Annotated in this window: 26 protein-coding genes; 18 read left to right on the top strand and 8 right to left on the bottom strand. The window is 67.8% G+C overall.

Annotated elements, in window-relative coordinates:
• Positions 1-13 precede the first annotated feature (13 nt).
• Both yaaA and F3I62_RS12140 read left to right on the top strand, forming a co-directional pair.
• On the top strand, positions 14-793 hold the full coding sequence (gene yaaA / locus F3I62_RS12145; RefSeq protein WP_160489898.1) for a peroxide stress protein YaaA: 780 nt from the start codon (positions 14-16) through the stop codon (positions 791-793).
• Positions 794-907: 114 nt separating this feature from the next.
• Positions 908-1,738, top strand: a complete 831-nt coding sequence (locus F3I62_RS12140; RefSeq protein ID WP_160489897.1) for an SDR family oxidoreductase — start codon at positions 908-910, stop codon at positions 1,736-1,738.
• Between the two features lie 140 nt (positions 1,739-1,878).
• On the opposite strand, the gene F3I62_RS12135 is transcribed toward F3I62_RS12140, so the two are convergent.
• Both F3I62_RS12135 and F3I62_RS12130 read right to left on the bottom strand, forming a co-directional pair.
• Positions 1,879-2,844, bottom strand: coding sequence for a PA2778 family cysteine peptidase (locus F3I62_RS12135; RefSeq protein ID WP_160489896.1), 966 nt, complete (start codon positions 2,842-2,844; stop codon positions 1,879-1,881).
• Entirely contained in the window at positions 2,832-3,227 is a 396-nt protein-coding gene (locus F3I62_RS12130) for a PA2779 family protein (protein WP_160489895.1), read from the bottom strand. Before F3I62_RS12130 ends, F3I62_RS12135 begins: the two co-directional genes overlap by 13 nt.
• 169 nt (positions 3,228-3,396) lie before the next feature.
• Between F3I62_RS12130 and F3I62_RS12125 the strand changes: the two genes are divergently transcribed.
• Both F3I62_RS12125 and F3I62_RS12120 read left to right on the top strand, forming a co-directional pair.
• A complete protein-coding gene (locus F3I62_RS12125) occupies positions 3,397-3,774 on the top strand; it encodes a hypothetical protein (protein ID WP_160489894.1) in 378 nt (125 codons plus the stop codon).
• Between the two features lie 7 nt (positions 3,775-3,781).
• Entirely contained in the window at positions 3,782-4,420 is a 639-nt protein-coding gene (locus tag F3I62_RS12120) for a 2'-5' RNA ligase family protein (RefSeq protein ID WP_160489893.1), read from the top strand.
• Between the two features lie 16 nt (positions 4,421-4,436).
• Here F3I62_RS12120 and F3I62_RS12115 read toward each other — a convergent pair whose 3' ends face one another.
• Positions 4,437-4,874 carry a phosphate-starvation-inducible protein PsiE gene (locus F3I62_RS12115; RefSeq protein ID WP_218572855.1) on the bottom strand — a complete coding sequence of 146 codons (438 nt, stop codon included), beginning with the start codon at positions 4,872-4,874 and terminating at the stop codon, positions 4,437-4,439.
• Positions 4,875-5,111: 237 nt separating this feature from the next.
• On the opposite strand from F3I62_RS12115, the gene F3I62_RS12110 reads away from it, so the two are divergent.
• Both F3I62_RS12110 and F3I62_RS12105 read left to right on the top strand, forming a co-directional pair.
• Positions 5,112-5,372, top strand: coding sequence for a YebG family protein (locus tag F3I62_RS12110; protein WP_160489891.1), 261 nt, complete (start codon positions 5,112-5,114; stop codon positions 5,370-5,372).
• A 404-nt stretch (positions 5,373-5,776) separates the two neighbouring features.
• Positions 5,777-6,631 carry a DMT family transporter gene (locus F3I62_RS12105; protein ID WP_160489890.1) on the top strand — a complete coding sequence of 285 codons (855 nt, stop codon included), beginning with the start codon at positions 5,777-5,779 and terminating at the stop codon, positions 6,629-6,631.
• A gap of 100 nt (positions 6,632-6,731) precedes the next feature.
• Here the strand turns inward: F3I62_RS12105 and F3I62_RS12100 are convergent, their stop codons facing one another.
• The 3 genes from F3I62_RS12100 to F3I62_RS12090 all read right to left on the bottom strand — a co-directional run bounded on the left by F3I62_RS12100 (position 6,732) and on the right by F3I62_RS12090 (position 9,870).
• A complete protein-coding gene (locus F3I62_RS12100; protein WP_160489889.1) occupies positions 6,732-7,754 on the bottom strand; it encodes a Glu/Leu/Phe/Val dehydrogenase in 1,023 nt (340 codons plus the stop codon).
• A gap of 112 nt (positions 7,755-7,866) precedes the next feature.
• Entirely contained in the window at positions 7,867-8,856 is a 990-nt protein-coding gene (locus tag F3I62_RS12095) for an NAD(P)-dependent oxidoreductase (RefSeq protein ID WP_160489888.1), read from the bottom strand.
• A 117-nt stretch (positions 8,857-8,973) separates the two neighbouring features.
• Positions 8,974-9,870 (bottom strand): LysR family transcriptional regulator ArgP, encoded by an 897-nt coding sequence (locus tag F3I62_RS12090; RefSeq protein WP_160489887.1) that lies wholly within the window; start codon positions 9,868-9,870, stop codon positions 8,974-8,976.
• Between the two features lie 105 nt (positions 9,871-9,975).
• Here F3I62_RS12090 and F3I62_RS12085 point away from each other — a divergent pair, with 105 nt between their 5' ends.
• From F3I62_RS12085 to F3I62_RS12070, 4 genes are all read left to right on the top strand, one after another.
• A complete protein-coding gene (locus tag F3I62_RS12085) occupies positions 9,976-10,377 on the top strand; it encodes an ACT domain-containing protein (protein ID WP_160489886.1) in 402 nt (133 codons plus the stop codon).
• Position 10,378: 1 nt separating this feature from the next.
• Complete coding sequence (locus F3I62_RS12080) at positions 10,379-10,981, top strand: LysE/ArgO family amino acid transporter (RefSeq protein WP_160489885.1); 603 nt, start codon at positions 10,379-10,381, stop codon at positions 10,979-10,981.
• 216 nt (positions 10,982-11,197) lie between these two features.
• On the top strand, positions 11,198-11,779 hold the full coding sequence (gene sodB / locus F3I62_RS12075; protein ID WP_160078608.1) for a superoxide dismutase [Fe]: 582 nt from the start codon (positions 11,198-11,200) through the stop codon (positions 11,777-11,779).
• A gap of 289 nt (positions 11,780-12,068) precedes the next feature.
• Positions 12,069-14,120 (top strand): bifunctional diguanylate cyclase/phosphodiesterase, encoded by a 2,052-nt coding sequence (locus tag F3I62_RS12070; protein WP_160489884.1) that lies wholly within the window; start codon positions 12,069-12,071, stop codon positions 14,118-14,120.
• Between the two features lie 327 nt (positions 14,121-14,447).
• Here F3I62_RS12070 and lptG read toward each other — a convergent pair whose 3' ends face one another.
• Together lptG and lptF are read right to left on the bottom strand one after the other, a co-directional pair.
• A complete protein-coding gene (gene lptG, locus F3I62_RS12065) occupies positions 14,448-15,509 on the bottom strand; it encodes an LPS export ABC transporter permease LptG (RefSeq protein WP_160489883.1) in 1,062 nt (353 codons plus the stop codon).
• Positions 15,496-16,632 carry an LPS export ABC transporter permease LptF gene (lptF, locus tag F3I62_RS12060; RefSeq protein ID WP_160489882.1) on the bottom strand — a complete coding sequence of 379 codons (1,137 nt, stop codon included), beginning with the start codon at positions 16,630-16,632 and terminating at the stop codon, positions 15,496-15,498. Before lptF ends, lptG begins: the two co-directional genes overlap by 14 nt.
• A 144-nt stretch (positions 16,633-16,776) precedes the next feature.
• On the opposite strand from lptF, the gene F3I62_RS12055 reads away from it, so the two are divergent.
• The 8 genes from F3I62_RS12055 (at position 16,777) to F3I62_RS12020 (ending at position 26,200) form a co-directional block, all read left to right on the top strand.
• Positions 16,777-18,261 (top strand): leucyl aminopeptidase, encoded by a 1,485-nt coding sequence (locus tag F3I62_RS12055; RefSeq protein ID WP_160489881.1) that lies wholly within the window; start codon positions 16,777-16,779, stop codon positions 18,259-18,261.
• A complete protein-coding gene (locus tag F3I62_RS12050) occupies positions 18,258-18,674 on the top strand; it encodes a DNA polymerase III subunit chi (protein WP_160489880.1) in 417 nt (138 codons plus the stop codon). The genes F3I62_RS12055 and F3I62_RS12050 overlap by 4 nt, the downstream gene beginning before the upstream one ends.
• A gap of 8 nt (positions 18,675-18,682) precedes the next feature.
• Positions 18,683-19,138 carry a DNA polymerase III subunit chi gene (locus tag F3I62_RS12045; RefSeq protein WP_160489879.1) on the top strand — a complete coding sequence of 152 codons (456 nt, stop codon included), beginning with the start codon at positions 18,683-18,685 and terminating at the stop codon, positions 19,136-19,138.
• A 220-nt stretch (positions 19,139-19,358) separates the two neighbouring features.
• Entirely contained in the window at positions 19,359-22,190 is a 2,832-nt protein-coding gene (locus F3I62_RS12040) for a valine--tRNA ligase (protein ID WP_160489878.1), read from the top strand.
• A 241-nt stretch (positions 22,191-22,431) separates the two neighbouring features.
• Entirely contained in the window at positions 22,432-23,784 is a 1,353-nt protein-coding gene (gene nhaD / locus F3I62_RS12035) for a sodium:proton antiporter NhaD (RefSeq protein WP_160489877.1), read from the top strand.
• Positions 23,785-23,795: 11 nt separating this feature from the next.
• On the top strand, positions 23,796-24,092 hold the full coding sequence (locus F3I62_RS12030) for a winged helix-turn-helix domain-containing protein (protein ID WP_160490036.1): 297 nt from the start codon (positions 23,796-23,798) through the stop codon (positions 24,090-24,092).
• A 222-nt stretch (positions 24,093-24,314) separates the two neighbouring features.
• Positions 24,315-25,274 carry a DUF523 and DUF1722 domain-containing protein gene (locus F3I62_RS12025; RefSeq protein ID WP_160489876.1) on the top strand — a complete coding sequence of 320 codons (960 nt, stop codon included), beginning with the start codon at positions 24,315-24,317 and terminating at the stop codon, positions 25,272-25,274.
• Entirely contained in the window at positions 25,274-26,200 is a 927-nt protein-coding gene (locus tag F3I62_RS12020; protein WP_160489875.1) for a MerR family transcriptional regulator, read from the top strand. The genes F3I62_RS12025 and F3I62_RS12020 overlap by 1 nt, the downstream gene beginning before the upstream one ends.
• Positions 26,201-26,205 lie beyond the last annotated feature (5 nt).

Genomic DNA, 26,205 nt, shown 5'->3' with positions numbered 1-26,205 from the left:
TGGAGACGATCCGATGCTGATGGTGATTTCCCCCGCCAAGACCCTGGACTACGAGACGCCGCCGGCCACCGCGCGCTTCACCCAGCCCGCGCACCTGGACCATGCCCAGGAACTGATCGGCCAGCTGCGCGAGATGAGCCCGCAGCAGATCGGCGAGCTGATGCACCTGTCGGACAAGCTCGCCGCCCTCAACGTCGCCCGCTACGGCAGCTGGCACCCGGCATTCACCCCGGCCAACGCCAAACAGGCGCTGCTGGCGTTCAAGGGCGATGTGTACACCGGGTTGAATGCCGAGGACTTCAGCGAGGCCGACTTCGACTTCGCGCAAACCCACCTGCGCATGCTCTCCGGCCTGTACGGCGTGCTGCGCCCGCTCGACCTGATGCAGCCCTACCGCCTGGAAATGGGCACCAAGCTGGCTAACGCCCGCGGCAACAACCTCTACGATTTCTGGGGCGAGCGCATCAGCGGCTGGCTCAATGACGCCCTGGCCGAACAGGGCGACGAAGTGCTGCTCAACCTGGCCTCCAACGAGTACTTCGGCGCGGTCAAGCGCAAGGCCCTGAGTGCGCGGATCATCGACACCGAGTTCAAGGACCTGAAGAACGGCCAGTACAAGATCATCAGCTTCTACGCCAAGAAGGCCCGCGGCCTGATGGCCCGCTACGTGATCAAGGAACGCCTGCGCGACCCGGCCGGACTGAAGGACTTCGCCTATGCCGGCTACCGCTACAGCGCCGAGCAGTCCAAGCCGGACAGCCTGGTGTTCCTGCGCGACCAGCCGGCGGAGTAGTTGCCGCGCCCCTCCACGTTGGCACGCAGGGCCAGCCACTCTGGCCCGCCAGGCAAGTACAGGCGACAGCGCCCTTGTGTAGGATGCGAACGCACATAACAACAAGGAGCGCGCATGAGCCAGCCCGTGGTACTGATCACCGGATGTTCCAGCGGCATCGGCCGCGCCCTGGCCGACGCCTTCCAGGGTGCCGGTTACCGGGTCTGGGCCTGCGCGCGCAAAGCCGCCGACCTGGCGGAGCTGAGTGAGGCCGGTTTCGTCGCGGTATCGCTGGACGTCAACGATATCCGGGCCGTGCAACAGGCCGTCGCCCGCGTGCAGCAGGAAGCCGGGCGCCTCGACGTGCTGATCAACAATGCCGGCTACGGCGCCATGGGCCCGCTGCTCGATGGCGGCGCCGAGGCCATGCGCCAGCAGTTCGAGACCAACGTGTTCAGCCTGGTCGAACTGACCCGCGCCTGCTTCCCGTTGCTGCGCGCCAGCCGCGGCCTGGTGGTGAATATCGGCAGCATCTCCAGCGTGCTGGTGACGCCCTTCGCCGGCACCTACTGTGCCTCCAAGGCGGCCGTGCACGCGCTGTCCGATGCCCTGCGCATGGAGCTGGCGCCGTTCGCCATCGAAGTCATGGAAGTGCAGCCCGGCGCCATCGCCTCCAGCTTCGGCAGCAACGCCAGCGCCCAGGCCGAGCAGCTGCTCAGCGAGCATTCGCCCTGGTGGCCGCTGCGCGACGGCATCCGCGCCCGCGCCAATGCCTCCCAGGACAAACCGACCCCGGCCAGCCAGTTCGCCGCCGACCTGCTGGCCGCCGTGCAACGCCCCAGGCGCCCCGCCCTGCTGCGCCTCGGCCATGGCTGCCACAGCCTGCCGCTGCTGGCGCGCTGGCTGCCACGGCGCTGGCTGGACGCCACCCTGAAGAAGCGCTTCGGCCTCGACGTCAGGCTGTAGAGCCCGCCCGTTCGCGCTTCGAGCCGCGCCGTCCAAAGGCCGAATCGAGGCCGTAGGGTGCGCCCTGCGCACCAGGGCACTGTGCGGGCTTTGTGGTGCGCACGGCGCACCCTACGGCGACATACGGCCGATCCGCGGCCTCAGCGCTGCGGGCAGCTCGGCAACTCGGTGCAGCGGCCAGCGCCAGCCTGAGCCGGTGCCAGCGGCACCGCGAAGCGCGGGTCACCCGGCGCCAGGCGCCGCACGCAGGCCCGCGCGGCACTGGCCTGCTGCGGGCAGCCGCGCTCGTTGAGCAGCTCGCTCAGGTTGAACCAGCCCACGGCGAAATCCCCCTGGCGGCGCAGGCTGTCGCGCAGCGCCGCCTCGGCACCGTCCCGATCGCCGGCGGCGTAGCGCGCATTGCCCAGGGCGAAGGCCGGCAGCGGCTCGCTCGGCCAGTGCGCCGCCGCCGTGCGGTAGGCCCGCTCGGCGAGGGCACGCTGGCCGGTTTCCTCCAGGTCGCTGGCCGCCTGCAGCCAGGCCGGCAAACTGGCCTCCGCCGGCAGCCGCTCCACCGGCAGGGTGACCACCGCCCAGCGCTGGGCGCGCGCCCAGGTCTTGTCGAAGCTGCTGAAGTCGGTGGTCCAGCGCCTGACCGTCGCCGAGCGCAGGATCAGTTCGCCGCGCGGCCGGTCATAGCCGACCAGCACGGCGAAATGCCATTGCGGGTACCAGTCGAAACCCAGGTTCTGCATCACCAGCACCGGGTTGCCCGCCGCCACCTGGGCCAGCAGGGCATCCAGCTGCGGCTGCAGCGGGTAGACCAGCAGGCCGTGCTGGCGCGCGGCGGCGACCAGCTCCAGCTTCAGGCTGCCCTTGCGCCCCGGCAGGTAGACCTGCGGGCGCAGGGCCTCGGGCGAGGTGTTCACGCCGCGCTGCACCAGCAGGGTGGCCAGGGCGGCGGGGCCGCACTGGTAGGCATCCTGGGCAAAGAACGGCACCTCGCGCAGCTCCACCCGCTCGGGCAGGCGCTCGCTCTGCGCCGGCAGGCGAACCTGCCCGGCACAGCCGGCGAGCAGCAGGGCCAGGCCCGCCAGGGCAAGGTAACCGGGCTTCAGCGCACGCATTTGACGAAGCTGAAGATATCCGTGGCGCAGAGCATGTCGGTGATGATGAAGATCACCAGCAACAGCACGATGACGCCGATGATGCCGCCGGCCGGTTCCTGCGCCAGTTGCTGGTTGAACTGGGCCAGCTCGGCCGCCGTCAGGCGGTTGATGCGCTCCGCCACCTGCTGCCGATCGACCCCCAGCTCCAGCAGTTTCTGCTGCACCTGCTGGTCATCGAGCATGCGCAGCAGCTGTTGTCGGTCGACCTGCTGCCGTTGCTCCTGCAGGACTTGCGGCGTCCCGAGCATGGCCGCCTGGGCCAACGGCAGCTGGGCGAACAGGGCAAACTGCAGGGCCACCAGCACGGCGGCCAGGCGACGCATGAAGGCATGGGTAAGCATGGCGAAATTCCTCTTGGCAAGTTAGCGGTTGACCACAGCGGCGCCGCGCGGGTTCCCTGCCGGGCACCGGCGCGGCGACGGCCATTGCCGGTTCGCCGGCTGCCGCGCACACTAGCGCCAGCCCCGCCGAAGAAAGGCTTCGGCCGCCACCACAGGCTCGACCGACACCATGCTCAGGCTCCAGCACTTCGCCCTCTATCGCTACGCCCTGGGCGCCGCCGCGGCGGTGTTCGTCCTCAACCTGCTGGTACGCGGCCTGCTCAAGCTCGGCGGCTATCCCGCCACCCTGCTGGTGGCCATCGCCGTCGCCCTCGGCCTGCGCTGGCTGTTCGCCCACCTTGAAGGCCATCTGCCGCTGCGTGGCCAGGCCTGGGGCCTGGCGCTGCTCTACGGCGGCGTGCTCGGGGTGCTGTACCTGGGCCTGTGGGGGCTGATGTGGCTGAAGGACGAGCCCGGGCGCATGGGCCAGCTGATCTTCGTCGTGCATTACCTGACCTACCCCATCACCCTGGGGCTCGCCCTGCACCTGGGCCGGCGCGCGGACTGAACGCCCGATGCTGCTGTCGCAAGCCCAGGCCGGCCCGGCGCACACGCTGCCCTGCGAACTGCGCGACTACCCGCAGTGGCACCGCGGGCGCCAGCGCTATGCCGTCTGGTCGATCGCCGTCGACTGCCCGGCCGTGCTGGCGCGCATGCAGGCCGCGCGCGAGCTGCTCGGCGACTGGCTGCACCCGGCCTACCAGCGCCAGGCGCATATCACCCTGTTCGTCTGCGGTTTCATCGCCTCACAACGCCAGCACCCGGACGACTTCACCGCGCCCCAGCTGGAGCGGCAAAGCCAGGCCCTGGCGCAACTGCGCCCGCGCGCCTTCGGCCTGCAGATCGGCGGCCTGGACAGCTTCGCCAGCGCCGCCTTCCTGCAGGTCGCGGATCAGCGGCAGCAGCTGCCCCTGCTGCGCCGCCAGCTCGCCGGCGCCGCCACGGAAGTCCGCCAGGCGCCCTACTGCCCGCACCTGACCCTCGGCCTGTACCGCCAGCGCATCGCCGCTGAGGCCTGGCGCGAACGGGCGGCCGCCCTGGCCGAGTTGCCGCCGCTGCCTCTGGCCGTGACTGAACTGCACTACTGCAGCTACCAGGCGCAGCAGCTGTTCGGCCCGCTGCGGGTGGAGCGGCGCCTGCCCCTCGCCGGCTGAAGCCGGGCGCCCGGCTTCAGCTCTCCCCGGCCTCCGGCTCGCGACCCCGGCGTGACGGCACCTGCACCGAAGGGAAGCGCGCCGAGGCGAAACGCACCACCAGGATCGCCAGGCCGAGCAGCAGAATGGCGCCGGAGACGTAGACCACGCCCATGTCCGGGCGATTATGGTGCGACACGTCGGAGATCAGCAGGCGCGTCAGCGCGGTGATCGCCACGTAGATGAGGAAGCGCACCGGCATGTGGTTGGTCTTGAAGTAGATGCCGACCATGGCCCCCAGTTCGAGGTAGATGAACAGCAACAGGATGTCGTCAACCGTGATGTGGCCCTTTTCCAGCATGCCGAGAAAGGCGACCACCGAGGCCCAGGCGGTGATCGCGCCGATGCCGAACAGCGCCAGGTAGTGGAAGGCCTCCACCAGCAGATTGCCCAGGGACTGCGCCAGGGCATGCATGCCCTCCCGCAGGGAATCGACTTGTTGCAGTTTCACGCGTTCACTCCTGACTGGCTTGGAAAGGCCATGCTGGCCCCGACAGATGACGGTTATGCAGAATGGAGGCCAGCCTGCCGCCCGCAGCGGCGACAGGCAATGCTTCCATGGGAGGAGAAGCCGGGCTTGCGCTGGGCCGCCACTTTCCAATACTGTATGCACATACAGCAAACTTGAACCGATACAGGAATGAGGTGATGAATGGCCGTCGAAGTGGTGTACCGCAGCAGCCGCGACCCGGAGCGCTTGTTCATGGATAAGGCCGAAGCCGATCGTTACGACAAGATGCTGGAACTGGCCGAGGCGCTCGCCGAGGCGCTGCACAAGGCCGTGCCCTCGCTCAGCGAGCAGCAGGTGGAGGAACTCGGCATCTTCATGGCGAAGAACCGCGACACCTTCGCCAAGGCCTTCAAGAACCAGCCCGAGGCCCTGGCCGAACTGGGCACCGAAGCCGCCGAGTAACCACGCCCGCCGGGCCCCCGTTACACCTTGGTGCCCGGCACTGACCAGCTGCGCTTGAAGCCGCGACCAGGAAAGCGCCATACTCGGGCTGCCCATGGCAGGGCCGCAGCCTTGCCCAGTTCTTCAGCTCGACCGATAGCCGAACCATGACCCAGCCCGCGCACCGCTCTCTTTCGGCTCCTCAGCTCAGCGCTGAGCGGGGTGCTGCCGCGTGCCTGTCGCTGCTTTCCCCACCTGTCGCACCTCCCGCCGCACGCCGGGCCGGCACTCCCCCGCCGCCCCCTGCGTGCTCCGCTGCGGGCTGATACCCGGCCCGATTCCCGGCTCCGCTTCGCCTTCTGGCCGGCCCGTCCCGCGTGACGAGCCCGTGGAGCCTGTTAAGCCTTTGCGACAGGTGATTCACCATGTATTTCGACAAGACCTTCTGGGGCGCCTGCGCCTCGACTGCGCTGTTCGTCCTGCTCTGGAGCAGCGGCGCGATCTTCGCCCGGCTCGGCCTGGACCATGCGTCAGCCTTCGCCCTGCTGACCCTGCGCTTCGCCCTGGCCCTCGGCGTTCTGCTGCTGATCGGCAGCCTCAGCCGGACCTGGCTGCCGGCGCGCGGCCAGCGCTGGCGCACGGCCGTGACCGGCCTGCTGCTGATCGGCGGTTACTCCATCTGCTACCTGCTGGCGCTGGACCACGGCGTGACGCCGGGCGTGCTGGCCACCCTGCTCGGCGTGCAGCCGATCCTCACCCTGTTCCTGCTGGAACGGCGTTTCGCCGCACTGCGCCTGCTCGGCCTCGGCCTGGCCCTGGCCGGCCTGGTGCTGGTGGCGTGGCACAGCCTGCAGCAGGCGACGCTGAGCACAACGGGACTGGGCTATGCCCTGGCGGCGCTGGCCTGCATGACCGGCGGAGCGATCCTGCAGAAAGGCCTGGGGCAGACGCCCCTGCACACCTTGCCACTGCAATACGCCGCAAGCCTGCTGGCCTGCGCCGCGCTGCTGCCGTTCCAGCCATTCGTGGTGGACTGGTCGCTGGACCTGCTGCTGCCGCTGCTGTGGCTGGCCATCGTGATCTCGGTGGTGGCGCAGTTGCTGCTCTATCGCCTGATCCAGGCCGGCAACCTGGTCAACGTCACCAGCCTGTTCTATCTGGTGCCGGGCGTGACGGCGGCGATGGACTACCTGTTCCTCGGCAATGCCATGGGCGGGCTGAGCCTGATGGGCATGGCGGCGATCGTGCTGGGCCTGCTGCTGGTGTTTCGTAAAACCTAGCGGCGGAACTTGCCCGCCACGCCCATGGCCGTGCGTACCACCCGCCATGCAGAACGCCCGCGGCAGTGATGCCACGGGCGTTTTTCTGGGTGGCCCGGCCCTAGGCGCCGTAAAGCAGGCGCTCGGCCAGCCGGTCGGCGACCCGCGCCGGCGAGTGCTTCTCGGCCTGGGCGTGGGCGTAGAGCTCGTTCAGGCGCAGGCCGATCTGCGCCAGATGGGCGGTGATCGCCGGCAACCCCTCGCCGCGATGCTGCAGCGCCACGTAGATCAGCCCGCCGCAATTGATCACGTAATCCGGCGCATAGAGGATGCCGCGCGCGTCCAGCTCGTCGGCGATCTCGGCGCTGGCCAGCTGGTTGTTGGCCGAGCCGGCCACCGCCGCGCAGTGCAGGCCGGCCACCGTCTGCGCAGTGAGCACGCCGCCCAGGCCGCAGGGGGCGAGGATGTCGCACGGCGTGCCCAGCAACGCCTCGGGCGCCACCGCACGGGCGCCCAGCTGCTCCACCGCCAGTTGCACCCGCCCGCCATCGAGGTCGCTGACCAGCAGTTCCACGCCGGCCGCCGCCAGCTGCTCGGCCAGGGCGAAACCGACATGCCCCAGGCCCTGCACGGCCACGCGCAGGCCGTCCAGGTCGGCGCTGCCGAGGCGCGCCAGGGCGGTGCTGCGAATCCCGGCATACACGCCCATGGCGGTGTGCGGCGAGGGGTCGCCGGCGGCGGTGGTGCTGGTCACGTGCTGGGTGTGCTGGGCGATGCAGTCCATGTCGGCGCTGGAGGTGCCGCTGTCCACCGCGGTGATGTAGGCGCCGCCCAGCGACTCGATCATGCGACCGAAGGCCTCGAACAGCGCTGCGCGGTTGTCGACATGCGCCGGGCGGATGATCACCGCCTTGCCGCCGCCCTGCGCCAGGCCGGCCAGCGCCGCCTTGTAGCTCATGCCGCGGGCCAACTGGATGGCATCGCGCACGGCGCTGTCGGTATCGGCATAGGGCAGGTAGCGGCAGCCGCCGAGTGCGGGGCCGAGGCGGCTGCTGTGGATGGCGATGATGGCCTTGAGGCCGGTGACCGGGTCCTGGGCGAGGTGCAAGGCTTCGAGCCGTGCGCTTTCCATCATGGCGAACATGCGGATTTCCTTGCTGGCTTTACAGGCCAGTATAGGTAGGCCGCCGGGATTGGCTGGGCTGGCTGGGTATAAGGCGGCCAAGCCTGATAACCGCCACGCCGCCTCTACGGCCTCAGCGCCCCTGCACCTTCCACCAGGTGCAGAACTCCTCCAGCGCGGTCCAGATCGGCACCTGCGGGTCGTAATCCAGGTACTGCCGCGCGCGGCCGATGTCCAGGGAGAAGTCGCGCGCCATCACCGCCACGCCGAGGCGGAACAGGCTCGGTTCGGGGCGCCCCGGCAACAGCTTGCACAGCGTCTCGTTGAGGGTCGCCGCCGCGTAGGCCACGGCATAGGGCATGTGCCGGGTCACCGGCGGCAGGTCGAACTGGCGCAGGACAAAGTTGACCACGTCCCACAGCGGCACCGGCGCGCCGTTGCTGATGTTGTACACCTTGCCCAGTGCCGGGCCGGCGGCCAGCAGGCTGCTGAACAGGGCGTCGTTGAGGTTCTGCATGCTGGTGAAGTCGACCTTGTTCAGGCCGTTGCCGATGATGAACAGGCGGCCCTTGCGCTGCATCTCGATCAGCCGCGGGAAGATGCTGGTGTCGCCGGCGCCGGTGACGAAGCGCGGGCGCAGGGCGATCACCTCCAGGCCGAACTCCTGGGCCTCGAAGACCTTCTGCTCGGCCCGGTACTTGGTCGCGCCGTAGTGGTCGACGAACCTCGATGGCACCTGCTCTTCCTTCAGGCCGACATGCGACTGGCCGTCGAAATACACCGAGGGCGAGGACAGGTGCACCAGGCGCCGCACCTTCTGCCCCAGGCAGCCTTCGATGACGTTCTGGGTCAGCACCACGTTGCCGTTGTGAAAGTGCTCGCGGCTGCCCCACACGCCGACCGCGCCGGCGCAATGCACCACCGCATCGACGTCGCGGCACAGGCGATGGGCCAGGTCCGGGTCGGCCAGGTCGCCCTGGATGAATTCCGCGCCGCGCTTGATCAGATGCTGCACGCCTTCCGCCCGGCGTCCGTTGACCCGCACCAGCAGCCCCTGCTCCAGGGCGAAACGGGCAAAGCGCCCACCGATGAAGCCACTCGCGCCCGTCACCAGAATTTTCATTGCCCCGCCTCCCCCAGCGTTCTTGTTGTGCCTGCGACTCTAGCAGGCCACCCGCCCCAGCGCCCTGACCGCCCGCGCCAAGCCGATGACCCGCGAGCCCGGGTGCAAGCCATGTGGCTAGTCCGCCAGCGGCACCAGCCAGCCGCGAGCCTGGCGCTGCAGATGGCGGGTCAGCTCGGCCAGCAGCTCGCCGCCACTGCGCCAGTGGTGCCAGTACAGCGGCACGTCCAGAGGCCGCCCCGGGATGATCTCGCACAACGCGCCGCTGGCCAGTTCGGCCTGCACCTGCAGCTCCGGCACCAGGCCCCAACCGAAGCCGGCCTCGGCCAGGCGCACGAAGCCCTCGGACGAGGGGCACAGGTGATGGGCGAATCCGCCTTCCACGCCCAGCGCGGCCAGGTAGCGATGCTGCAGCAGGTCGTCCGGGCCGAAGACGATGGCCGGGATGCGGGCCAGCCGGGCGGGCTCGACGCCCTGGGGGAAATGCCGGGCGATGAACGCCGGGCTGGCCAGCGCGCGGTAGCGCATGGCGCCCAGCGCCAGCGAGCGCGCCCCGGCCACCGGCCGTTCGGCGGCGCACACGCAGGCGGCCACCTCGCCGGCACGCATGCGCTTGAGGCCGACTTCCTGGTCCTCCACCACCAGGTCCAGCAGCACCCGGTGTTCGGCGCAGAAGTCGGCCACCGCCCGCGCCCACCAGGTCGCCAGGCTGTCGGCGTTCAGCGCGATGCGCAGCCGTTCGGGCAGGCCGCCTTCGTCCAGCGCCGGCACCTGGCCCTGCAGGTCACGTTCGAGCAGGCGCACCTGCTGCACGTGGTTGAGCAGACGCCGGCCGATCTCGGTGGGGCTCGGCGGCGTACCGCGCACCAGCACCGGCTGGCCGACCCGCGCCTCGAGCAGCTTGATCCGCTGCGACACCGCCGACTGGGACAGGCCGAGCAACTGCGCCGCGCGCTCGAAGCCGCCCTGCTCCACCACCGCCGCCAGGGCCGCCAGGAGTTTGTAATCGAACAAATCAGTTTTCCTAATGGGAGATCAGCAGGATTTGTTTTTCTTATACAACAGCAGGCCGGAAACTGCCCACCATCGTTCACCTCCCACTCTTATAAGGAAGGCCCCATGGCCGGCGAATCCGCCCTCGCCACGCTGCTCGGCAGCCTGGCACCGCAGCTCAACCCCGGCACCTATGTGTTCTGCAGCCTGACGGCCGATCAGGCGATAGAGCCGCAGCACATCATCGGCAGCATTCGCGAAGCCGAAGGCCTGAGCCTGATCCTCGCCCAGGAACAAGCCGACCGCCTCGGCCTCGGCTACGACTACGTTGCCGCCTGGATCAGCCTGAGCGTGCACTCGGCGCTGTCCGCCGTCGGCATCACCGCCGCTTTCGCCGGCGCCCTGGCAGCCGCCGGGATCAGCTGCAACGTGGTGGCCGGCTATTACCACGACCATCTGTTCGTCGCCGCGGCCGATGCCGAGCGGGCCATGGCCGTGCTGCGGCAACTCGCCGAGGGAGCCGCCTGAGATGTGGCAGAGCTATCTGAACGGCCTGCTGGTGGCCGCCGGCCTGATCATCGCCATCGGCGCGCAGAACGTCTTCGTCCTGGCGCAGAGCCTGCGCCGCGAGCATCACCTGCCGGTCGCCGCGCTGTGCGTGCTGTGCGACGCCCTGCTGGTCGCCGCCGGGGTGTTCGGCCTGGCCGCCCTGCTGGCGCAGAACCCGTTGCTGCTCGGCATCGCCCGCTGGGGCGGCACCGCCTTCCTGCTCTGGTACGGGGCCAAGGCCCTGCTGCGCGCGATCAAGCCCCAGGCCCTGGAGCAGGGCGAGAGCGAGGGACCGCGCTCGCGGCGCGCGGTGCTGCTGGCCGCGCTGGCGGTGACCCTGCTCAACCCGCACGTCTACCTGGATACCGTGCTGCTGATCGGCTCCCTCGGCGCCCAGCAGCCGGAACCCGGGGCCTACACCCTGGGCGCGGCCAGCGCCTCCCTGCTGTGGTTCTTCAGCCTGGCCCTGGGCGCCGCCTGGCTCGCCCCCTGGCTGGCCCGGCCCACGACCTGGCGCCTGCTCGACCTCGGCGTGGCGCTGATGATGTTCACCATGGCCTACCAGCTGCTGCGCGCCATCTGAGGGGCTGTTGCCGTTTCGTTCACCAACCGGCCACAGACCCTAGGCAAAGGCCCTGGCACCGGCTTTCCCACACACTTGCTGCGTGGTTAAGGCCCGGCTCGGGTGCTATGATCCGGGGCTCGCGGCGCAAAGAGTACAAACTCCCCGCCGCCAGTCCGGCCGCCCGTGAACGGCCCATGAGCGCATCGCGCCCCCGACCTGAGTAGGAGATAGACCATGGCTTTCGAATTGCCGCCGCTGCCGTACGAGAAGAACGCCCTCGAGCCGCACCTGTCCGCCGAGACCCTGGAATTCCACCACGGCAAGCACCACAACGCCTACGTGGTAAACCTGAACAACCTGGTGCCGGGCACCGAATTCGAAGGCAAGAGCCTCGAAGAAATCATCAAGACTTCCTCCGGCGGCGTGTTCAACAACGCGGCGCAGATCTGGAACCACACCTTCTACTGGAACTGCCTGTCGCCGAACGGCGGTGGCCAACCGACTGGCGCCCTGGCTGACGCGATCAACGCCACCTTCGGCTCCTTCGACAAGTTCAAGGAAGAGTTCAGCAAGACCTCCATCGGCACCTTCGGCTCCGGCTGGGGCTGGCTGGTGAAGAAGGCCGACGGCTCCCTGGCCCTGGCCAGCACCATCGGCGCCGGCTGCCCGCTGACCAGCGGCGACACCCCGCTGCTGACCTGCGACGTATGGGAACACGCCTACTACATCGACTACCGCAACCTGCGTCCGAAGTACGTCGAGGCGTTCTGGAACCTGGTCAACTGGGACTTCGTGGCGAAGAACTTCGCCGCCTGAGTCGCCCCCAGCGTTCACCAGAAACCCGGCTAATGCCGGGTTTCTTGCTTTTGGGCCACGCCCCATGCCAGGCGAGGCGCCAGCGCCGGCAAGCGATCCGCCGGTTTGTCCATCAACCGTGTACAGCCGCCCAGCGCATCCACGGCATGCTCCGCGACACCAACCGCACGCCGAACGCTTCAGCCGCGAAAAGTTCTGCCGATGACCTAATGGCCCTTTGACGGCACACGCGCATTTGCCAATACTCACACCGGTCAGCAGCCTCCGGCAGAGAACAAGGAATAAGCATTTGAAGCTGGAATTGAAAAACAGCCTGTCGCTCAAACTGCTCCGTGTTGTCCTGCTCTCGGCCCTGGTCGTCGGCGTGGTCCTCAGTTGTGCACAAATCGTTTTCGATATCTACAAGACCCGTCAGGCGGTGGCCAGCGATGCCCAGCGCATCCTCGGCATGTTCCGCGACCCCTCGACCCAGGCCGTCTACAGCCTGGACCGGGAGATGGGCATGCAGGTCATCGAAGGCCTGTTCCAGCATGAAGCCGTGCGCTATGCCGCCATCGGCCACCCCAACGAACCGATGCTGGCCGAACGCTCGCGCGAGCTGATCGACGCCCCCAGCCGCTGGCTGACCGACCCGATCCTCGGCAAGGAACAGATGTTCAGTACCCAGCTGGTGGGCAAAGGCCCCTACAGCGAGTACTACGGCGACCTCAACATCACCCTGGACACCGCCAGCTACGGCGAGAACTTCATCACCACCTCGGTGATCATCTTCATCTCCGGGGTGCTGCGCGCCCTGGCCATGGGCCTGGTGCTGTACCTGGTCTACCACTGGCTGCTGACCAAGCCGCTGTCGAAGATCATCGAGCACCTGACCAGCATCAACCCGGACCGCCCCAGCGAGCACAAGCTGCCGATGCTGCGCGGCAACGAGAAGAACGAACTGGGGCTGTGGATCAACACCGCCAACCAGTTGCTGGAATCCATCGAGCGCAACACCCACCTGCGCCACGAGGCGGAAAACAGCCTGCTGCGCATGTCGCAGTACGACTTCCTCACCGGCCTGCCCAATCGCCAGCAACTGCAGCAGCAGCTCGACCAGATCCTCGAGGATGCCGGGCGCCTGCAGCGCCGCGTGGCCGTGCTGTGCGTCGGCCTGGACGACTTCAAGGGCATCAACGAACAGTTCAGCTACCAGACCGGCGACCAGCTGCTGCTGGCCCTCTCCGACCGCCTGCGCAGCCACAGCGGCAAGCTCGGCGCCCTGGCCCGCCTCGGCGGCGACCAGTTCGCCCTGGTCCAGGCCGACATCGAACAGCCCTACGAGGCCGCCGAACTGGCGCAGAGCATCCTCGACAGCCTCGACACCGCCTTCTCCCTGGAGCAGCAGGAAGTGCGCCTGCGCGCCACCATCGGCATCACCCTGTTCCCGGAAGACGGCGACAGCACCGAGAAGCTGCTGCAGAAAGCCGAACAGACCATGACCCTGGCCAAGAGCCGTTCGCGCAACCGCTACCAGTTCTACATCGCCAGCGTCGACAGCGAGATGCGCCGCCGCCGCGAGCTGGAGAAGGAACTGCGCGAGGCCCTCAACCGCAACGAACTGCACCTGGTCTATCAGCCGCAGATCGACTACCGCGACCACCAGGTGGTCGGCGTCGAGGCCCTGCTGCGCTGGCAGCACCCGCAACACGGCTTCGTCCCGCCGGACCTGTTCATCCCCCTGGCCGAGCAGAACGGCACCATCATCGCCATCGGCGAATGGGTGCTGGACCAGTCCTGCCGCCAGCTGCGCGAATGGCACGACCAGGGCTTCAGCAACCTGCGCATGGCGGTCAACCTGTCCACCGTGCAGCTGCACCACGCCGAGCTGCCGCGCATGGTCAACAACCTGCTGCAGGTCTACCGCCTGCCGGCACGCAGCCTGGAGCTGGAAGTCACCGAAACCGGCCTGATGGAAGACATCACCACCGCCGCCCAGCACCTGCTCAGCCTGCGCCGCGCCGGCGCGCTGATCGCCATCGACGACTTCGGTACCGGCTATTCCTCGCTGAGCTACCTGAAGAGCCTGCCGCTGGACAAGATCAAGATCGACCGCAGCTTCGTCCAGGACGTGCTGGAGGACGAGGACGACGCCACCATCGTGCGCGCCATCATCCAGCTGGGTAAGAGCCTGGGCATGCAGGTCATCGCCGAAGGCGTGGAGACGGCCGAGCAGGAGGCCTACATCATCGCCCAGGGCTGCAACGAGGGTCAGGGCTACCTGTACAGCAAGCCGCTGCCGGCGCGCGAAGTGACCCTGTACCTGAAGCAGGCCCGCCGCCTGAATATCGCCACCCTGTAAGCCGCTTGCCCGGGTGCGCGCCGCGCAGCCGGCAGGCGCCGCACGGCTGCTGCGTTCGGCCCATCCTAGGGGGCGCCGTGCGCGCCAACCAATCCGCACCCGCCTGGATCGGATCGAGTGCCACCCGGCATGCCGCAGGCCAGGTCACGCTCGCACAAGCACCCCGGCCCTAGTAGCCGCGGCCTGATTCGCCATAACTCTCCGAACCCCAGGCACCCTTCGCGGCTAACGTCGCTCCCGCGAAACGGCACTCGGCATCGGCGGGCAACGGCTGCAGCGCCAACAAAAAAGCCGGGCTAAGCCCGGCCTTTGTCCATCCCGCCCGCGTCAGGCGGCGCGCCTGAGCAGCACGAAGCCCGCCCCCGCGCAGATCAGGGTCGGCACCAGCACCGCCAGCAGCGGCGGGAAGCCGAACACCAGGCTGGAGGGGCCGAGCAGGTCCTGGGCGATGCGGAACACGAAGCCCACCAGCACCCCGGTGAACACGCGCTGGCCGAGGGTCACCGAACGCAGCGGGCCGAAGATGAAGGAAATCGCCATCAGCACCAGCGCGGCGGTCATCAGCGGCTGCAACACCTTGGTCCAGAACGCCAGCCAGTAGCTGCCGTTGTTCAGGCCCTGCTCGCCCAGGTACTGGATGTAGCGCCACAGCCCGCTCACCGACAAGGCCTCCGGCGCCATCACCACGGTGCCGAGCAGCTGCGGATTGAGCTCGATGTCCCAGCGCTGGCTCGGCTCCTCGACCACCTCGGTGGTGCGCTCGCGGAAATGCGTGGTCTTGACCTCTTCCAGCAGCCAGTGGTCGCCCTGGTACAGGGCGCGGCGGGCGAAGCTGGAGGACAGCAGGTGACGCTGGTCGTCGAACTGGTAGCGGGTCACCCCGTACAGCCGGCCATTGGGCTGCACGGCGTTGATGTGGATGTATTCCTGGCCCTGGCGGTGCCACAGGCCGCGCTTGGAGCTCTGCGCCTCGCCGCCACCCTGGGCCATCGAACGGTGCGCCTGGGCCAGGTTCTCGCTCCAGGGCGCCAGGTATTCGCCGATCAGCAGGCCGACCAGCATCAGCACCAGCATCGGTTTCATCACCGCCCAGACGATGCGCCCGACCGAGACCCCGGCGGCGCGCATGATGGTCAGCTCGCTGTTGCTGGCCAGGCTGCCGAGGCCGATCAGGCAGCCGATCAGCGCCGCCATCGGCAGCATCTCGTAGATCCGCCGCGGCAGGGTCAGCAGCACGTAGATCAGCGCCTCGAGGGTGCCGTAGGACTCCCCGAGATCGCCCAGTTCGTCGATGAAGGCGAACAGCAGCGCCAGGCCGACGATGATCCCCAGCACCGCCATGATGGCGAAGAACACACTGGTCCCGATGTAACGATCAAGCCTGACCATGGGCCATCTCCTTCACTGCGCGGCGGCTGGCCAGCTTGAGTTGCACGGGCGTCCAGAGGAACAGCCCCAATCCGATCAACAGGAACAGACCATGTACCCACCACAGGCCCAGGTCCTGGGGAATCTTGCCCTTGTCCAGCTGGCCGCGGGCGCCGATCAGCAACGCCAGGTAGGCCATGTACAGGAGGATCGCCGGCAGCAGCTTGAGGAAGCGGCCCTGGCGCGGGTTGACCCGGGCCAGTGGCACGGCCAGCAGTGTGACGACGAACACCAGCAGCGGAATCGACAGGCGCCACTGCAGCTCGGCCTGGTGCCGCGGGTTGTCACTGCCGATCAGCTCACGGGTGGGGATGGCTTCGCGCTCGCCGATCTCGTTGCTCACCGACGGTTTGGGCAGCAGCACGCCGTAGGTCTCGTACTGGATCGACCGGTAGTCGGCCTGGCCCGGGTTGCCGTCGTAGCGGTAGCCGTTCTCCAGGATCAGGTAGCGGCTGCCATCGGCCTGGATCACCTGGCGTCCGCTTTCGGCGACCAGCACGGTGATGCCGCGCTCCTTGTTCTTCTCGTCCTGGTCGCGGCTCAGGCGCTTCTCGGAGATGAACACGCCGGCCAGCTGGCCACGGTCGGCCGACAGGCTTTCGGTATAGGTCACCCGTGAGCCGTCCTTCATCGCCTGGAAGCGGCCGGGCACCAGGGTGTCGAACTCGGTCAGGGCATCCTGCTGGTTGAAGATCCGCGTCACCTCGGCCACCCCTTGCGGCGCCAGGCCCAGGCTCAGCCAGGCGGTCAGCAGGGCGACCAGCAGCGCCGGGGCCAGGGTGTAGGTCAGCAGGCGCTTGTGGCTCATGCCGGTGGCCGACAGCACGGTCATCTCGCTGTCCAGGTACAGGCGCCCGTAGGCCAGCAGGATGCCGAGGAACAGGCCCAGCGGCAGAATCAGCTGGAGGAAGCCCGGCAGGCGGTAACCCATGATGATGAACAGCACGCTGGGGTCGAGCAGGCCTTGTGCCGCCTGGGCCAGGTACTTGATGAAACGCCCGCTCATGATGATCACCAGCAGCACGGCACTGACCGCGCTGAGGGTAAGCAGCACTTCACGGGACAGGTAACGGAAGACGATCAAACCGGACACTCCAGGGTTGTCAGGCTCAGGTGGCTACGCTCAAACTAGCCGGCACCTTTGCCGGCCTGCAGCACGTGCAGGCCCTCGAAAAAATAGCGGCCATTATCCGCCAAACCCGACTCTTTGTCTTGGGGACAGCTCAGCATGGAATTCCTCGTCAAAAGCACCCGCCCGGAAACCCTGAAGACCGCCACCCTGGTGGTCGCCATTGGCGAAGGCCGCAAGCTCGGCCTGGCCGCCAAGGCCGTGGATGAGGCCAGCGCCGGCGCCATCAGCGCCCTGCTCAAGCGCGGCGATATCGCCGGCAAGTCCGGGCAGACCCTGCTCCTGCACAGCCTGCCGGGCCTCAAGGCCGAGCGCGTGCTGCTGGTCGGCAGCGGCAAGGGCGAGCTATCCGACCGCCAGTACCGCAAATTGGTTGCAGCGGTCCACGGCGTGCTCAAGGGCCTGGGCGGCAGCGATGCGGTGCTGGCCCTCGGCGAACTCAAGGTCAAGGGCCGCGACGCCTACGGCAAGACCCGCCTGCTGGTGGAGACCCTGGCCGACGGCGACTATGTGTTCGACCAGTTCAAGAGCCAGAAGGCCGAAGCCCGCGCGCTGAAGAAGATCACCCTGATCGCCGACAAGGCCGAGCAGGCCGACAGCGAGCGCGGCAGCCTGCATGCCCAGGCCATCGCCAGCGGCATGGCGTTCACCCGCAACCTCGGCAACCTGCCGCCGAACCTCTGCCACCCCAGCTACCTGGCCGACGAGGCCAAGGCCCTGGGCAAGGCGCACAAGAACCTCAAGGTCGAGATCCTCGACGAGAAGAAGCTCAAGGAACTCGGCGCCGGCGCCTTCCTCGCCGTGGCCCAGGGCAGCGCGCAGCCGCCGCGCATGATCGTCATGCACTACCACGGCGGCGCCAAGGATGAGGCGCCCTTCACCCTGGTCGGCAAGGGCATCACCTTCGACACCGGCGGCATCAGCATCAAGCCGGCCGCCGGCATGGACGAGATGAAGTACGACATGTGCGGCGCCGCCAGCGTGTTCGGCACCCTCAAGGCCGTGCTCGAACTGCAGCTGCCGATCAACCTGGTGTGCCTGCTGGCCTGCGCCGAGAACATGCCCAGCGGCGGCGCCACCCGCCCCGGCGACATCGTCACCAGCATGAGCGGGCAGACCGTGGAAATCCTCAACACCGACGCCGAAGGCCGCCTGGTGCTGTGCGACACCCTGACCTATGCCGAGCGCTTCAAGCCGCAGGCGGTGATCGACATCGCCACCCTCACCGGCGCCTGCATCGTCGCCCTGGGCAGCCAGGTCTCCGGCCTGATGGGCAACAACGAGGCCCTGGTCAAGCAGCTCCTCAAGGCCGGCGAGCACGCCGACGACCGCGCCTGGCAGCTGCCGCTGCACGACGAGTACCAGGAACAGCTGGACAGCCCGTTCGCCGACATCGCCAACATCGGCGGGCCCAAGGCCGGCACCATCACCGCCGGTTGCTTCCTCTCGCGCTTCGCCAAGAAGTACCACTGGGCGCACCTGGATATCGCCGGCACCGCCTGGATCAGCGGCGGCAAGGACAAGGGCGCCACCGGCCGCCCGGTGCCCCTGCTGACCCAGTACCTGCTGGACAGGGTCAAGTGAGAGTCGAGTTCTACGTTCTCTCCTCCACCACGCCGGAAGGCCGCCTGCGCGCGGCCTGCCAGCTGGCGTTGAAGGCCTGGCGCGCCGGCCTGCCGGTGTTCCTGCGCGGCACCGACCAGGCCCAGTGCGCAGAACTGGACGAACTGCTGTGGCGCTTCAAGGGCGACAGCTTCATGCCCCACGACCTGCACCAGGACAATCCGCAGGCGCCGGTGGTGATAGGCCTGGACGACGCGCCGGCCGCCAGCCAGGGCCTGCTGATCAACCTCAACCCGGCCCTGTCGCCGCACCTGGAGCAGTTCGCCCGGGTCATCGAGATCGTCAACCAGGAGCCGCAGCTGCTGGCCTTGTGTCGCGAGAATTTCCGCCTGTACCGGCAGAAAGGCTATGATCCGCAGCGTGTAGAGCTCTGATTCGCATCATGGACACCCCGAAACCACCCAAGCCCGACCATCTGCTGGACGACCTCGAGTCGATCCGCCAGCTGCTGGAAGAGCACCAGCTCGAGCCGCCGCTGCTCACCGACAGCCTCGACGGCGAACTGCAGATCCCCCTGCTCTCCGACATCATCGAGCCCGGCCCGGCCGTGAGCCTGCCGCCCCCGCTGCCAAGTGCCGCACCGACGCAACCCGCACGTGCGCCCGCCACCCCGACGCCCCCGGCCGCACCCGCCAGCGCGACCATCGGCAGCGCCATCCAGCGCCGCCTCGGCGCCCAGGGCAGCAGCGAGCTGAACCGTCTCGACGGCGAACTGCGCGCCGCCGCGCAACTGCTGCTGCAGGACGTGATCGACGACTTCGTGCCGCAGATCGAGGCCGAACTCAAGCGCCGCCTCGACGCCCGCCTCGACCGCCTGCTGGCCCAGCGCAAGCCCTGACCCCGCAAGGTGCGCCGTGCGCACCGAGGGCCCGCGCGGGATTCTATGGTGCGCACGGCGCACCCTACGCACCGCCCCTCAGGCAACCCGCAGCAACCGCCTGCCAACCGCGCAAACGCCCGCCAGACGGCCATCGCCGCTTCGGCCTTTGGCCGCCTGGCCTTTGCCGTTATACTTGCCGGCTTTCCCGCTCAGTTGCCAATACGGTCCCGCCGCACCCATGGACAAGACCTACCAGCCCCACGCCATCGAAACTTCCTGGTATCAGACCTGGGAGCAGAACCACTACTTCGCCCCGCAAGGTTCCGGCGAGCCCTACACCATCATGATCCCGCCGCCGAACGTCACCGGCAGCCTGCACATGGGCCACGGCTTCAACAACTCGATCATGGACTGCCTGATCCGCTTCCGCCGCATGCAGGGTCGCAACACCCTGTGGCAGCCGGGTACCGACCACGCGGGCATCGCCACCCAGATGGTGGTCGAGCGCCAGCTGGCCGCCGACGGCATCGGCCGCCACGACCTGGGTCGCGAGAAGTTCCTGGAGAAAGTCTGGGAATGGAAGGAGCAGTCGGGCGGCACCATCACCCGGCAGATCCGTCGCCTGGGCAGCTCGGTGGACTGGTCGCGCGAGCGCTTCACCATGGACGAAGGCCTCTCGGAAGCCGTGAAGGAAGCCTTCGTGCGCCTGCACCAGGACGGCCTGATCTACCGCGGCAAGCGCCTGGTCAACTGGGACACCAAGTTCCACACCGCCATCTCCGACCTCGAAGTGGAAAACCACGACGAGAAGGGCCACCTGTGGAACCTGCGCTACCCGCTGGCCGACGGCAATAAGACCGCCGACGGCAAGGACCATCTGATCGTCGCCACCACCCGCCCGGAAACCATGCTCGGCGACGCCGCCGTGGCCGTGCACCCGGACGACGAGCGCTATAAAGCCCTGATCGGCACCTTCGTCGAGCTGCCCCTGGTGGGCCGGCGCATCCCGATCATCGCCGACGACTACTGCGATCCCGAGTTCGGCACCGGCTGCGTGAAGATCACCCCGGCCCACGACTTCAACGACTATGAAGTCGGCAAGCGCCACAACCTGCCGCTGCTCAATATCTTCGACAAAGATGCGCAAGTTCTCGCCAAGGCCCAGGTGTTCAACATCGACGGCAGCGTCAACAGCGAGATCGACGCCAGTCTGCCGGCCGAATACGCCGGCCTCGACCGCTTCGTCGCGCGCAAGCAGATCGTCGCTGCGTTTGAAGCCGCCGGCCTGCTGGAGAAGATCGACGACCACGCCCTGAAAGTGCCGAAGGGCGACCGTTCCGGCACTGTGATCGAGCCGTGGCTGACCGACCAGTGGTACGTCTCCACCAAGCCGCTGGCCGAGAAGGCCATCGCCGTGGTCGAGAGCGGCGAGATCCAGTTCGTGCCCAAGCAGTACGAGAACATGTACTTCAGCTGGATGCGCGACATCCAGGACTGGTGCATCAGCCGCCAGCTGTGGTGGGGCCACCGCATCCCGGCCTGGTACGACGACGCCGGCAACGTCTATGTCGGCCGTGACGAGGCGGAAGTCCGCGCCCAGCACAACCTGGGTGATATCGCCCTGCGCCAGGACGAAGATGTGCTGGACACCTGGTTCAGCTCCGGTCTGTGGACCTTCTCCACCCTCGGCTGGCCGCAGCAGACCGACTTCCTCAAGACCTTCCACCCCACCGACGTGCTGGTCACCGGCTTCGACATCATCTTCTTCTGGGTCGCCCGGATGATCATGCTGTCCACCCACCTGACCGGGCAGATCCCGTTCAAGACCGTGTACGTGCACGGTCTGGTGCGCGACGGCCAGGGCCAGAAGATGTCCAAGTCCAAGGGCAACGTGCTCGACCCGCTGGACATCGTCGACGGCATCGACCTGGAATCCCTGGTGGCCAAGCGCACCAGCGGCATGATGCAGCCCAAGCTGGCCGAGAAGATCGCCAAGCAGACCCGCGCCGAGTTCCCCGAGGGCATCGCCGCCTACGGCACCGACGCCCTGCGCTTCACCAACCTGGCGCTGGCCTCCACCGGCCGCGACATCAAGTTCGACATGGGCCGCGTCGAGGGCTACCGCAACTTCTGCAACAAGCTGTGGAACGCCGCCAACTTCGTGCTGGAAAACACCGATGGCCAGGACACCGGCATCCAGGGCGAAGCGGTCGAACTGTCCTCGGTGGACCGCTGGATCATCTCCCAGCTGCAGCGCACCGAGGCCGACGTCACCCGTCACCTCGACGGCTTCCGCTTCGACCTGGCCGCCCAGTCGCTCTACGAGTTCATCTGGGACCAGTACTGCGCCTGGTACCTGGAACTGGTCAAGCCGGTGCTGTGGGATGAAAACGCCCCGGCCGAGCGCCAGCGCGGCACCCGCCGCACGCTGATCCGCGTGCTGGAAGTGATCCTGCGCCTGGCCCACCCGTTCATGCCCTTCATCACCGAAGAAATCTGGCAGCGGATCAAGGCCCAGGCCGGCGTCAGCGGCGAGACCATCATGCTGCAGGCCTGGCCGGTGGCGAACGAGAGCCGCATCGACGCCGCCGCCGAAGGCGACATCGAGTGGGTCAAGCAGCTGATGCTCGGCGTACGGCAGATCCGTGGCGAGATGAAGATCTCCATGGCCAAGCGCATCGACATCATCGTCGCCAACGCCAGCGCAGAAGACCTGCGCCGCCTGGCCGACTTCGAGCCGCTGCTCAGCAAGCTGGCCAAGCTGGAGTCGGTACGCGTACTGGCTGCCGGCGAAGAGGCACCGATGTCCGCGACCGCCCTGGTCGGCGATATGCAGGTGCTGGTGCCGATGGCCGGGCTGATCGACAAGGACGCCGAACTGGCGCGCCTGGACAAGGAAATCCAGCGCCTGCAGGGTGAAGTGCAGCGCGTCGGCGGCAAGCTGAGCAACGAGGGCTTCGTCGCCAAGGCCCCGGCCGAGGTGCTCGACAAGGAACGCGCCAAGCTGGCCGAGGCCGAACAGGCCCTGAGCAAGCTGGTCGAGCAGCGCGAGAAGATCGCCAACCTCTAAGCCAGCGCCATGAACAGGGCCCGCCGTCGCCAGACCGCGGGCCTTTTTCTTGCGCGGACGGCAGCTTGCGCGTTGTCGCTCGGATCAGCGTCATTCGCCGCTAAAGCCGCTTGTACCTCCAATGTTCGGCGCAGCCGCCCTGGCGCCGGCGTTTCGGGCTCGGCGCCGGCCTCTTTCCGCTGGCGGCCCGATCAGGCATGCTCGCCGGCTGCCCATAACAACAACCGCAAGGGAATCGTCCATGTACGTCCTCATGGCCCTGATCTTCGTCGCCGGCTACCTGTGCATTGCCCTGGAGCACCCGCTGAAGGTCGACAAGGCCGCCTCGGCCATCCTCACCGCCGTGTTCTGCTGGACCGTGCTGGTCCTCGGCGCCGAGAGCATCCTGCCCAACCTGGCCAGCCCGGACGAGCACGGCATCACCGGCGAGCTGCGCCACCACCTGGGCGAGATCTCCGAGATCCTGTTCTTCCTCATGGGTGCGATGACCATCGTCGAGCTGATCGATGCCCACGACGGCTTCAAGGTCATCACCGAGCGCATCCGCACCCGACGGCGCGTGCCGCTGCTGTGGCTGATCGGCTTCATCACCTTCTTCCTCTCCGCCGTGCTGGACAACTTGACCACCACCATCGTCATGGTTTCGCTGCTGCGCAAGCTGATCGACAACCGCAACGAGCGCTGGTTCTACGCCGGCATCGTGGTGATCGCCGCCAACGCCGGCGGCGCCTGGTCGCCGATCGGCGACGTGACCACCACCATGCTGTGGATCGGCAACCAGATCAGCGCCAGCGGCATCGTCACCCAGCTGTTCGTGCCCAGCCTGGTCTGCCTGCTGGTGCCGCTGCTGGTGCTCAGCCTGACCATGCAGGGCGAGTTCACTCGCCCTGCACCGAAGGTCCACGACGAGGATCGGCGCGAGCCGACCACGCCGTTCGAGCGCAACCTGGTGTTCGCCCTCGGCCTCGGCGCGCTGCTGTTCGTCCCGGTGTTCAAGACCATCACCCACCTGCCGCCGTACATGGGCATTCTGCTCGGCCTCGGCGTGCTGTGGGTGGTCACCGAATGGCTGCATCGCGGCAAGAATGACGAAGACCGCCATCCGCTGTCGGTGGTCGGCGTGCTGCGCAAGATCGACATCACCAGCGTGCTGTTCTTCCTCGGCATCCTCCTCGCCGTGTCCAGCCTGGCCACCGCCGGCCACCTGACCCAGGTCGCCGGTGCCCTGAAGGACAGCCTGGGCAACGTCTACGCCATCAACATCTCCATCGGCCTGCTGTCCTCGGTGGTCGACAACGTGCCGCTGGTGGCCGGTGCGATGAAGATGTACCCGCTGGTCAGCGCCGACACCCTGGCCGCCAGCACCGATGCCGGCTGGCTGGGCCACTTCGTCATCGACGGCACCTTCTGGGAACTGCTGGCCTACTGCGCCGGCACCGGCGGCAGCTGCCTGATCATCGGCTCGGCGGCCGGCGTGGCAGCCATGGGCATGGAGAAGATCGACTTCGTCTGGTACCTGAAGAAGATCAGCCTGCTGGCCCTGCTCGGCTACCTGGCCGGCGCCGCCACCTATATCGGGATGACCGCCCTATGAGCACGCCAAGCGTGGAAGCGAGCAAGACCCGCACCAGTTTCTACCGCCGCCTGTACCTGGCCTGGCTGATCGACAGCGGCACGGCCACCACGGTGCCGGCGCTGATGGCCGCCACCGGTATGCCCCGGCGTACCGCCCAGGACACCCTGGCCGCCCTCGGCGAGCTGGATATCCTCTGCGACTTCGTCCAGCACGACGGCGCGCGCAACAACGCCGGGCATTATGTGATCCGCGCCTGGGGCCCGATCGACCAGCACTGGGTCGCCAGCCACCTGCCACAGATCAAGAGCCTGCTCGGCTACCCCTGAACCCGCCTGCACTTCGGCCTCACCCATGCCCGGGTGGGGCCTGCCCCTCGCCACGCCCCCCCCCTTCCCAGACACACCGCGCGACCACGGCCCACGCACGCCTGCCAACTACCCCTCGCAGAAGCTGTACAAATAGTTTGACTTGTACAACGCAAAACCTATGATGAACCCAAGCTGTACAAATAAACCTATTTGTACAATTAATTCATCGCGAGGCCTGATATGTACAACAGCGGCCAGAAACCCAGAATCGGCATCAGCGCCTGCCTGCTCGGCAGCGAAGTGCGCTTCAACGGCGGTCACAAGGAATCGCAGCTGTGCAGCCAGGTGCTGGCCGAGCACTTCGAGTTCGTCCCGCTGTGCCCCGAGGTGGCCATCGGCCTGGGCATTCCGCGCCAACCGATCCGCCTGGTCGGCGACCCGCAGGCGCCCCGGGCGGTCGGCAGCCTGCGCGCCGAGCTGGATGTCAGCGATGCGCTGAGCGCCTACGGCCAGCGCATGGGCGACCAGCACGATGACCTGTGCGGCTACATCTTCATGCAGAAGTCGCCGTCCTGCGGCCTGGAACGGGTCAAGGTCTACGACGCCAAGGGCCTGCCGCAGAAAGGCGGTGGCCGCGGCCTGTTCGCCGCCGCCTTCTGCGCCCGCCACCCGGATCTGCCGGTGGAGGAAGACGGTCGCCTCAACGACCCGGTGCTGCGCGAGAACTTCCTCACCCGCGTGTTCGCCTACGCCGAATGGCGCCGCCTGCTGGCCGCCGGCCTGACGCGCAAGGCGATCATCGACTTCCATGCCCGCTACAAGTACCAGCTGATGGCCAGCAACCCGTTGCAGTACAAAGCCCTCGGCCAGTTGCTGGGCAATCTCGGCGCCCATGACCCGGCACAGATCGGCCCGCGCTATTTCAGCCAGCTGATGGCCGCGCTGCAGAAGTGCGCCACCCGCGGCACCCACAGCAACGTGCTGCAGCACCTGTCCGGCTACCTCAAGCAGGCCCTGAGCCGCGAGGAGCGCGACGAGATGCAGCAGCTGATCGCCCAGTACCGCTGCGGCATCATCCCCCTGGTGGTGCCACTGACCCTGCTCAAGCACCACTTCCGCCGTCATCCGCATCACTACATCGCGCGCCAGGCCTACCTGCAGCCGCACCCGGAAAACCTCAGCCTGCGGAACGCCATCTGATGAACGATGGTTTCGACGCCTACCTGGAGGCCATCGACCGCGGCTACCTGCCGATCCGCGAGGTGACCCGCAGCACCGGGGTCAACCCGGTGACCCTGCGCGCCTGGGAGCGCCGCTACGGTCTGGTGGTGCCCTATCGCACGCCCAAGGGCCATCGTCTCTACTCGCCGGAACACGTGGCGCGCATCCAGGCCATCCTCACCTGGCTGGGCCGCGGCGTGGCGGTCAGCCAGGTCAAGGAGCTGCTCGACAACCGCAACGCGCCGGCGAGCAGTACCGGCAACGACTGGCAGCGCCAGCGCCAGGCCCTGCTGCAGGCCATCAGCCGCCAAGCCGAGCGCCAGCTGGATGAACAGTTCAACCAGGCCCTGTCGCTCTACCCGCCACTGACCCTGTGCGAGCTGCTGATCCTGCCGCTGCTGGCCGAACTCGACCAGCGCTGGCAGCACTCGGCCCTGGGCCACCAGCTGGAGCGCGTGTTCTTCCATTCCTGGCTGCGCAGCAAGCTGGGCGCACGCATCTACCACAACAACCGCCAGCAGAGCGGCGCGCCGCTGCTGCTGGTCAACCTCTCGATGCTACCCATGGAGCCCGGCCTGTGGCTGTGCGCCTGGCTGGCCAGCAGTGCCGACTGCCCGGTGGAAGTGTTCGACTGGCCGCTGCCGAGTGCCGAACTGGCCCTGGCCGTGGAAGCCATCGCCCCGCGCGGGCTGCTGCTTTACTCCAGTCAGGCCCTGGACAGCCAGCAGGTACGCCGCGAACTGCCGCGCCTGAACACGGCCTGCGGTGTGCCGCTGCTGCTGGCCGGGCCGGCGGCGCAGATCCACGCCGAAGAACTGCACGGCCACTGCGGCCTGCACCTGGTCAACGACCCCCTCGCCGCCCAGCACAGCCTGCAGCTGCTGGGCCTGCTTGGTCCCCAGTAAGGAAT

Source organism: Pseudomonas sp. R-28-1W-6 (assembly GCF_009799925.1).
Lineage (GTDB): Bacteria > Pseudomonadota > Gammaproteobacteria > Pseudomonadales > Pseudomonadaceae > Aquipseudomonas.
This window is presented reverse-complemented; position numbering and strand designations above follow the sequence as displayed.

Coding starts and splice junctions, on each gene's coding strand:
- yaaA (WP_160489898.1), top strand. CDS start 14: ATGCTGATGGTGATTTCCCCCGCCAAGACCCTGGACTACGAGACGCCG.
- F3I62_RS12140 (WP_160489897.1), top strand. CDS start 908: ATGAGCCAGCCCGTGGTACTGATCACCGGATGTTCCAGCGGCATCGGC.
- F3I62_RS12135 (WP_160489896.1), bottom strand. CDS start 2,844: ATGCGTGCGCTGAAGCCCGGTTACCTTGCCCTGGCGGGCCTGGCCCTG.
- F3I62_RS12130 (WP_160489895.1), bottom strand. CDS start 3,227: ATGCTTACCCATGCCTTCATGCGTCGCCTGGCCGCCGTGCTGGTGGCC.
- F3I62_RS12125 (WP_160489894.1), top strand. CDS start 3,397: ATGCTCAGGCTCCAGCACTTCGCCCTCTATCGCTACGCCCTGGGCGCC.
- F3I62_RS12120 (WP_160489893.1), top strand. CDS start 3,782: ATGCTGCTGTCGCAAGCCCAGGCCGGCCCGGCGCACACGCTGCCCTGC.
- F3I62_RS12115 (WP_218572855.1), bottom strand. CDS start 4,874: ATGCATGCCCTGGCGCAGTCCCTGGGCAATCTGCTGGTGGAGGCCTTC.
- F3I62_RS12110 (WP_160489891.1), top strand. CDS start 5,112: ATGGCCGTCGAAGTGGTGTACCGCAGCAGCCGCGACCCGGAGCGCTTG.
- F3I62_RS12105 (WP_160489890.1), top strand. CDS start 5,777: ATGTATTTCGACAAGACCTTCTGGGGCGCCTGCGCCTCGACTGCGCTG.
- F3I62_RS12100 (WP_160489889.1), bottom strand. CDS start 7,754: ATGTTCGCCATGATGGAAAGCGCACGGCTCGAAGCCTTGCACCTCGCC.
- F3I62_RS12095 (WP_160489888.1), bottom strand. CDS start 8,856: ATGAAAATTCTGGTGACGGGCGCGAGTGGCTTCATCGGTGGGCGCTTT.
- F3I62_RS12085 (WP_160489886.1), top strand. CDS start 9,976: ATGGCCGGCGAATCCGCCCTCGCCACGCTGCTCGGCAGCCTGGCACCG.
- F3I62_RS12080 (WP_160489885.1), top strand. CDS start 10,379: ATGTGGCAGAGCTATCTGAACGGCCTGCTGGTGGCCGCCGGCCTGATC.
- sodB (WP_160078608.1), top strand. CDS start 11,198: ATGGCTTTCGAATTGCCGCCGCTGCCGTACGAGAAGAACGCCCTCGAG.
- lptG (WP_160489883.1), bottom strand. CDS start 15,509: ATGGTCAGGCTTGATCGTTACATCGGGACCAGTGTGTTCTTCGCCATC.
- F3I62_RS12055 (WP_160489881.1), top strand. CDS start 16,777: ATGGAATTCCTCGTCAAAAGCACCCGCCCGGAAACCCTGAAGACCGCC.
- F3I62_RS12045 (WP_160489879.1), top strand. CDS start 18,683: ATGGACACCCCGAAACCACCCAAGCCCGACCATCTGCTGGACGACCTC.
- F3I62_RS12040 (WP_160489878.1), top strand. CDS start 19,359: ATGGACAAGACCTACCAGCCCCACGCCATCGAAACTTCCTGGTATCAG.
- nhaD (WP_160489877.1), top strand. CDS start 22,432: ATGTACGTCCTCATGGCCCTGATCTTCGTCGCCGGCTACCTGTGCATT.
- F3I62_RS12025 (WP_160489876.1), top strand. CDS start 24,315: ATGTACAACAGCGGCCAGAAACCCAGAATCGGCATCAGCGCCTGCCTG.
- F3I62_RS12020 (WP_160489875.1), top strand. CDS start 25,274: ATGAACGATGGTTTCGACGCCTACCTGGAGGCCATCGACCGCGGCTAC.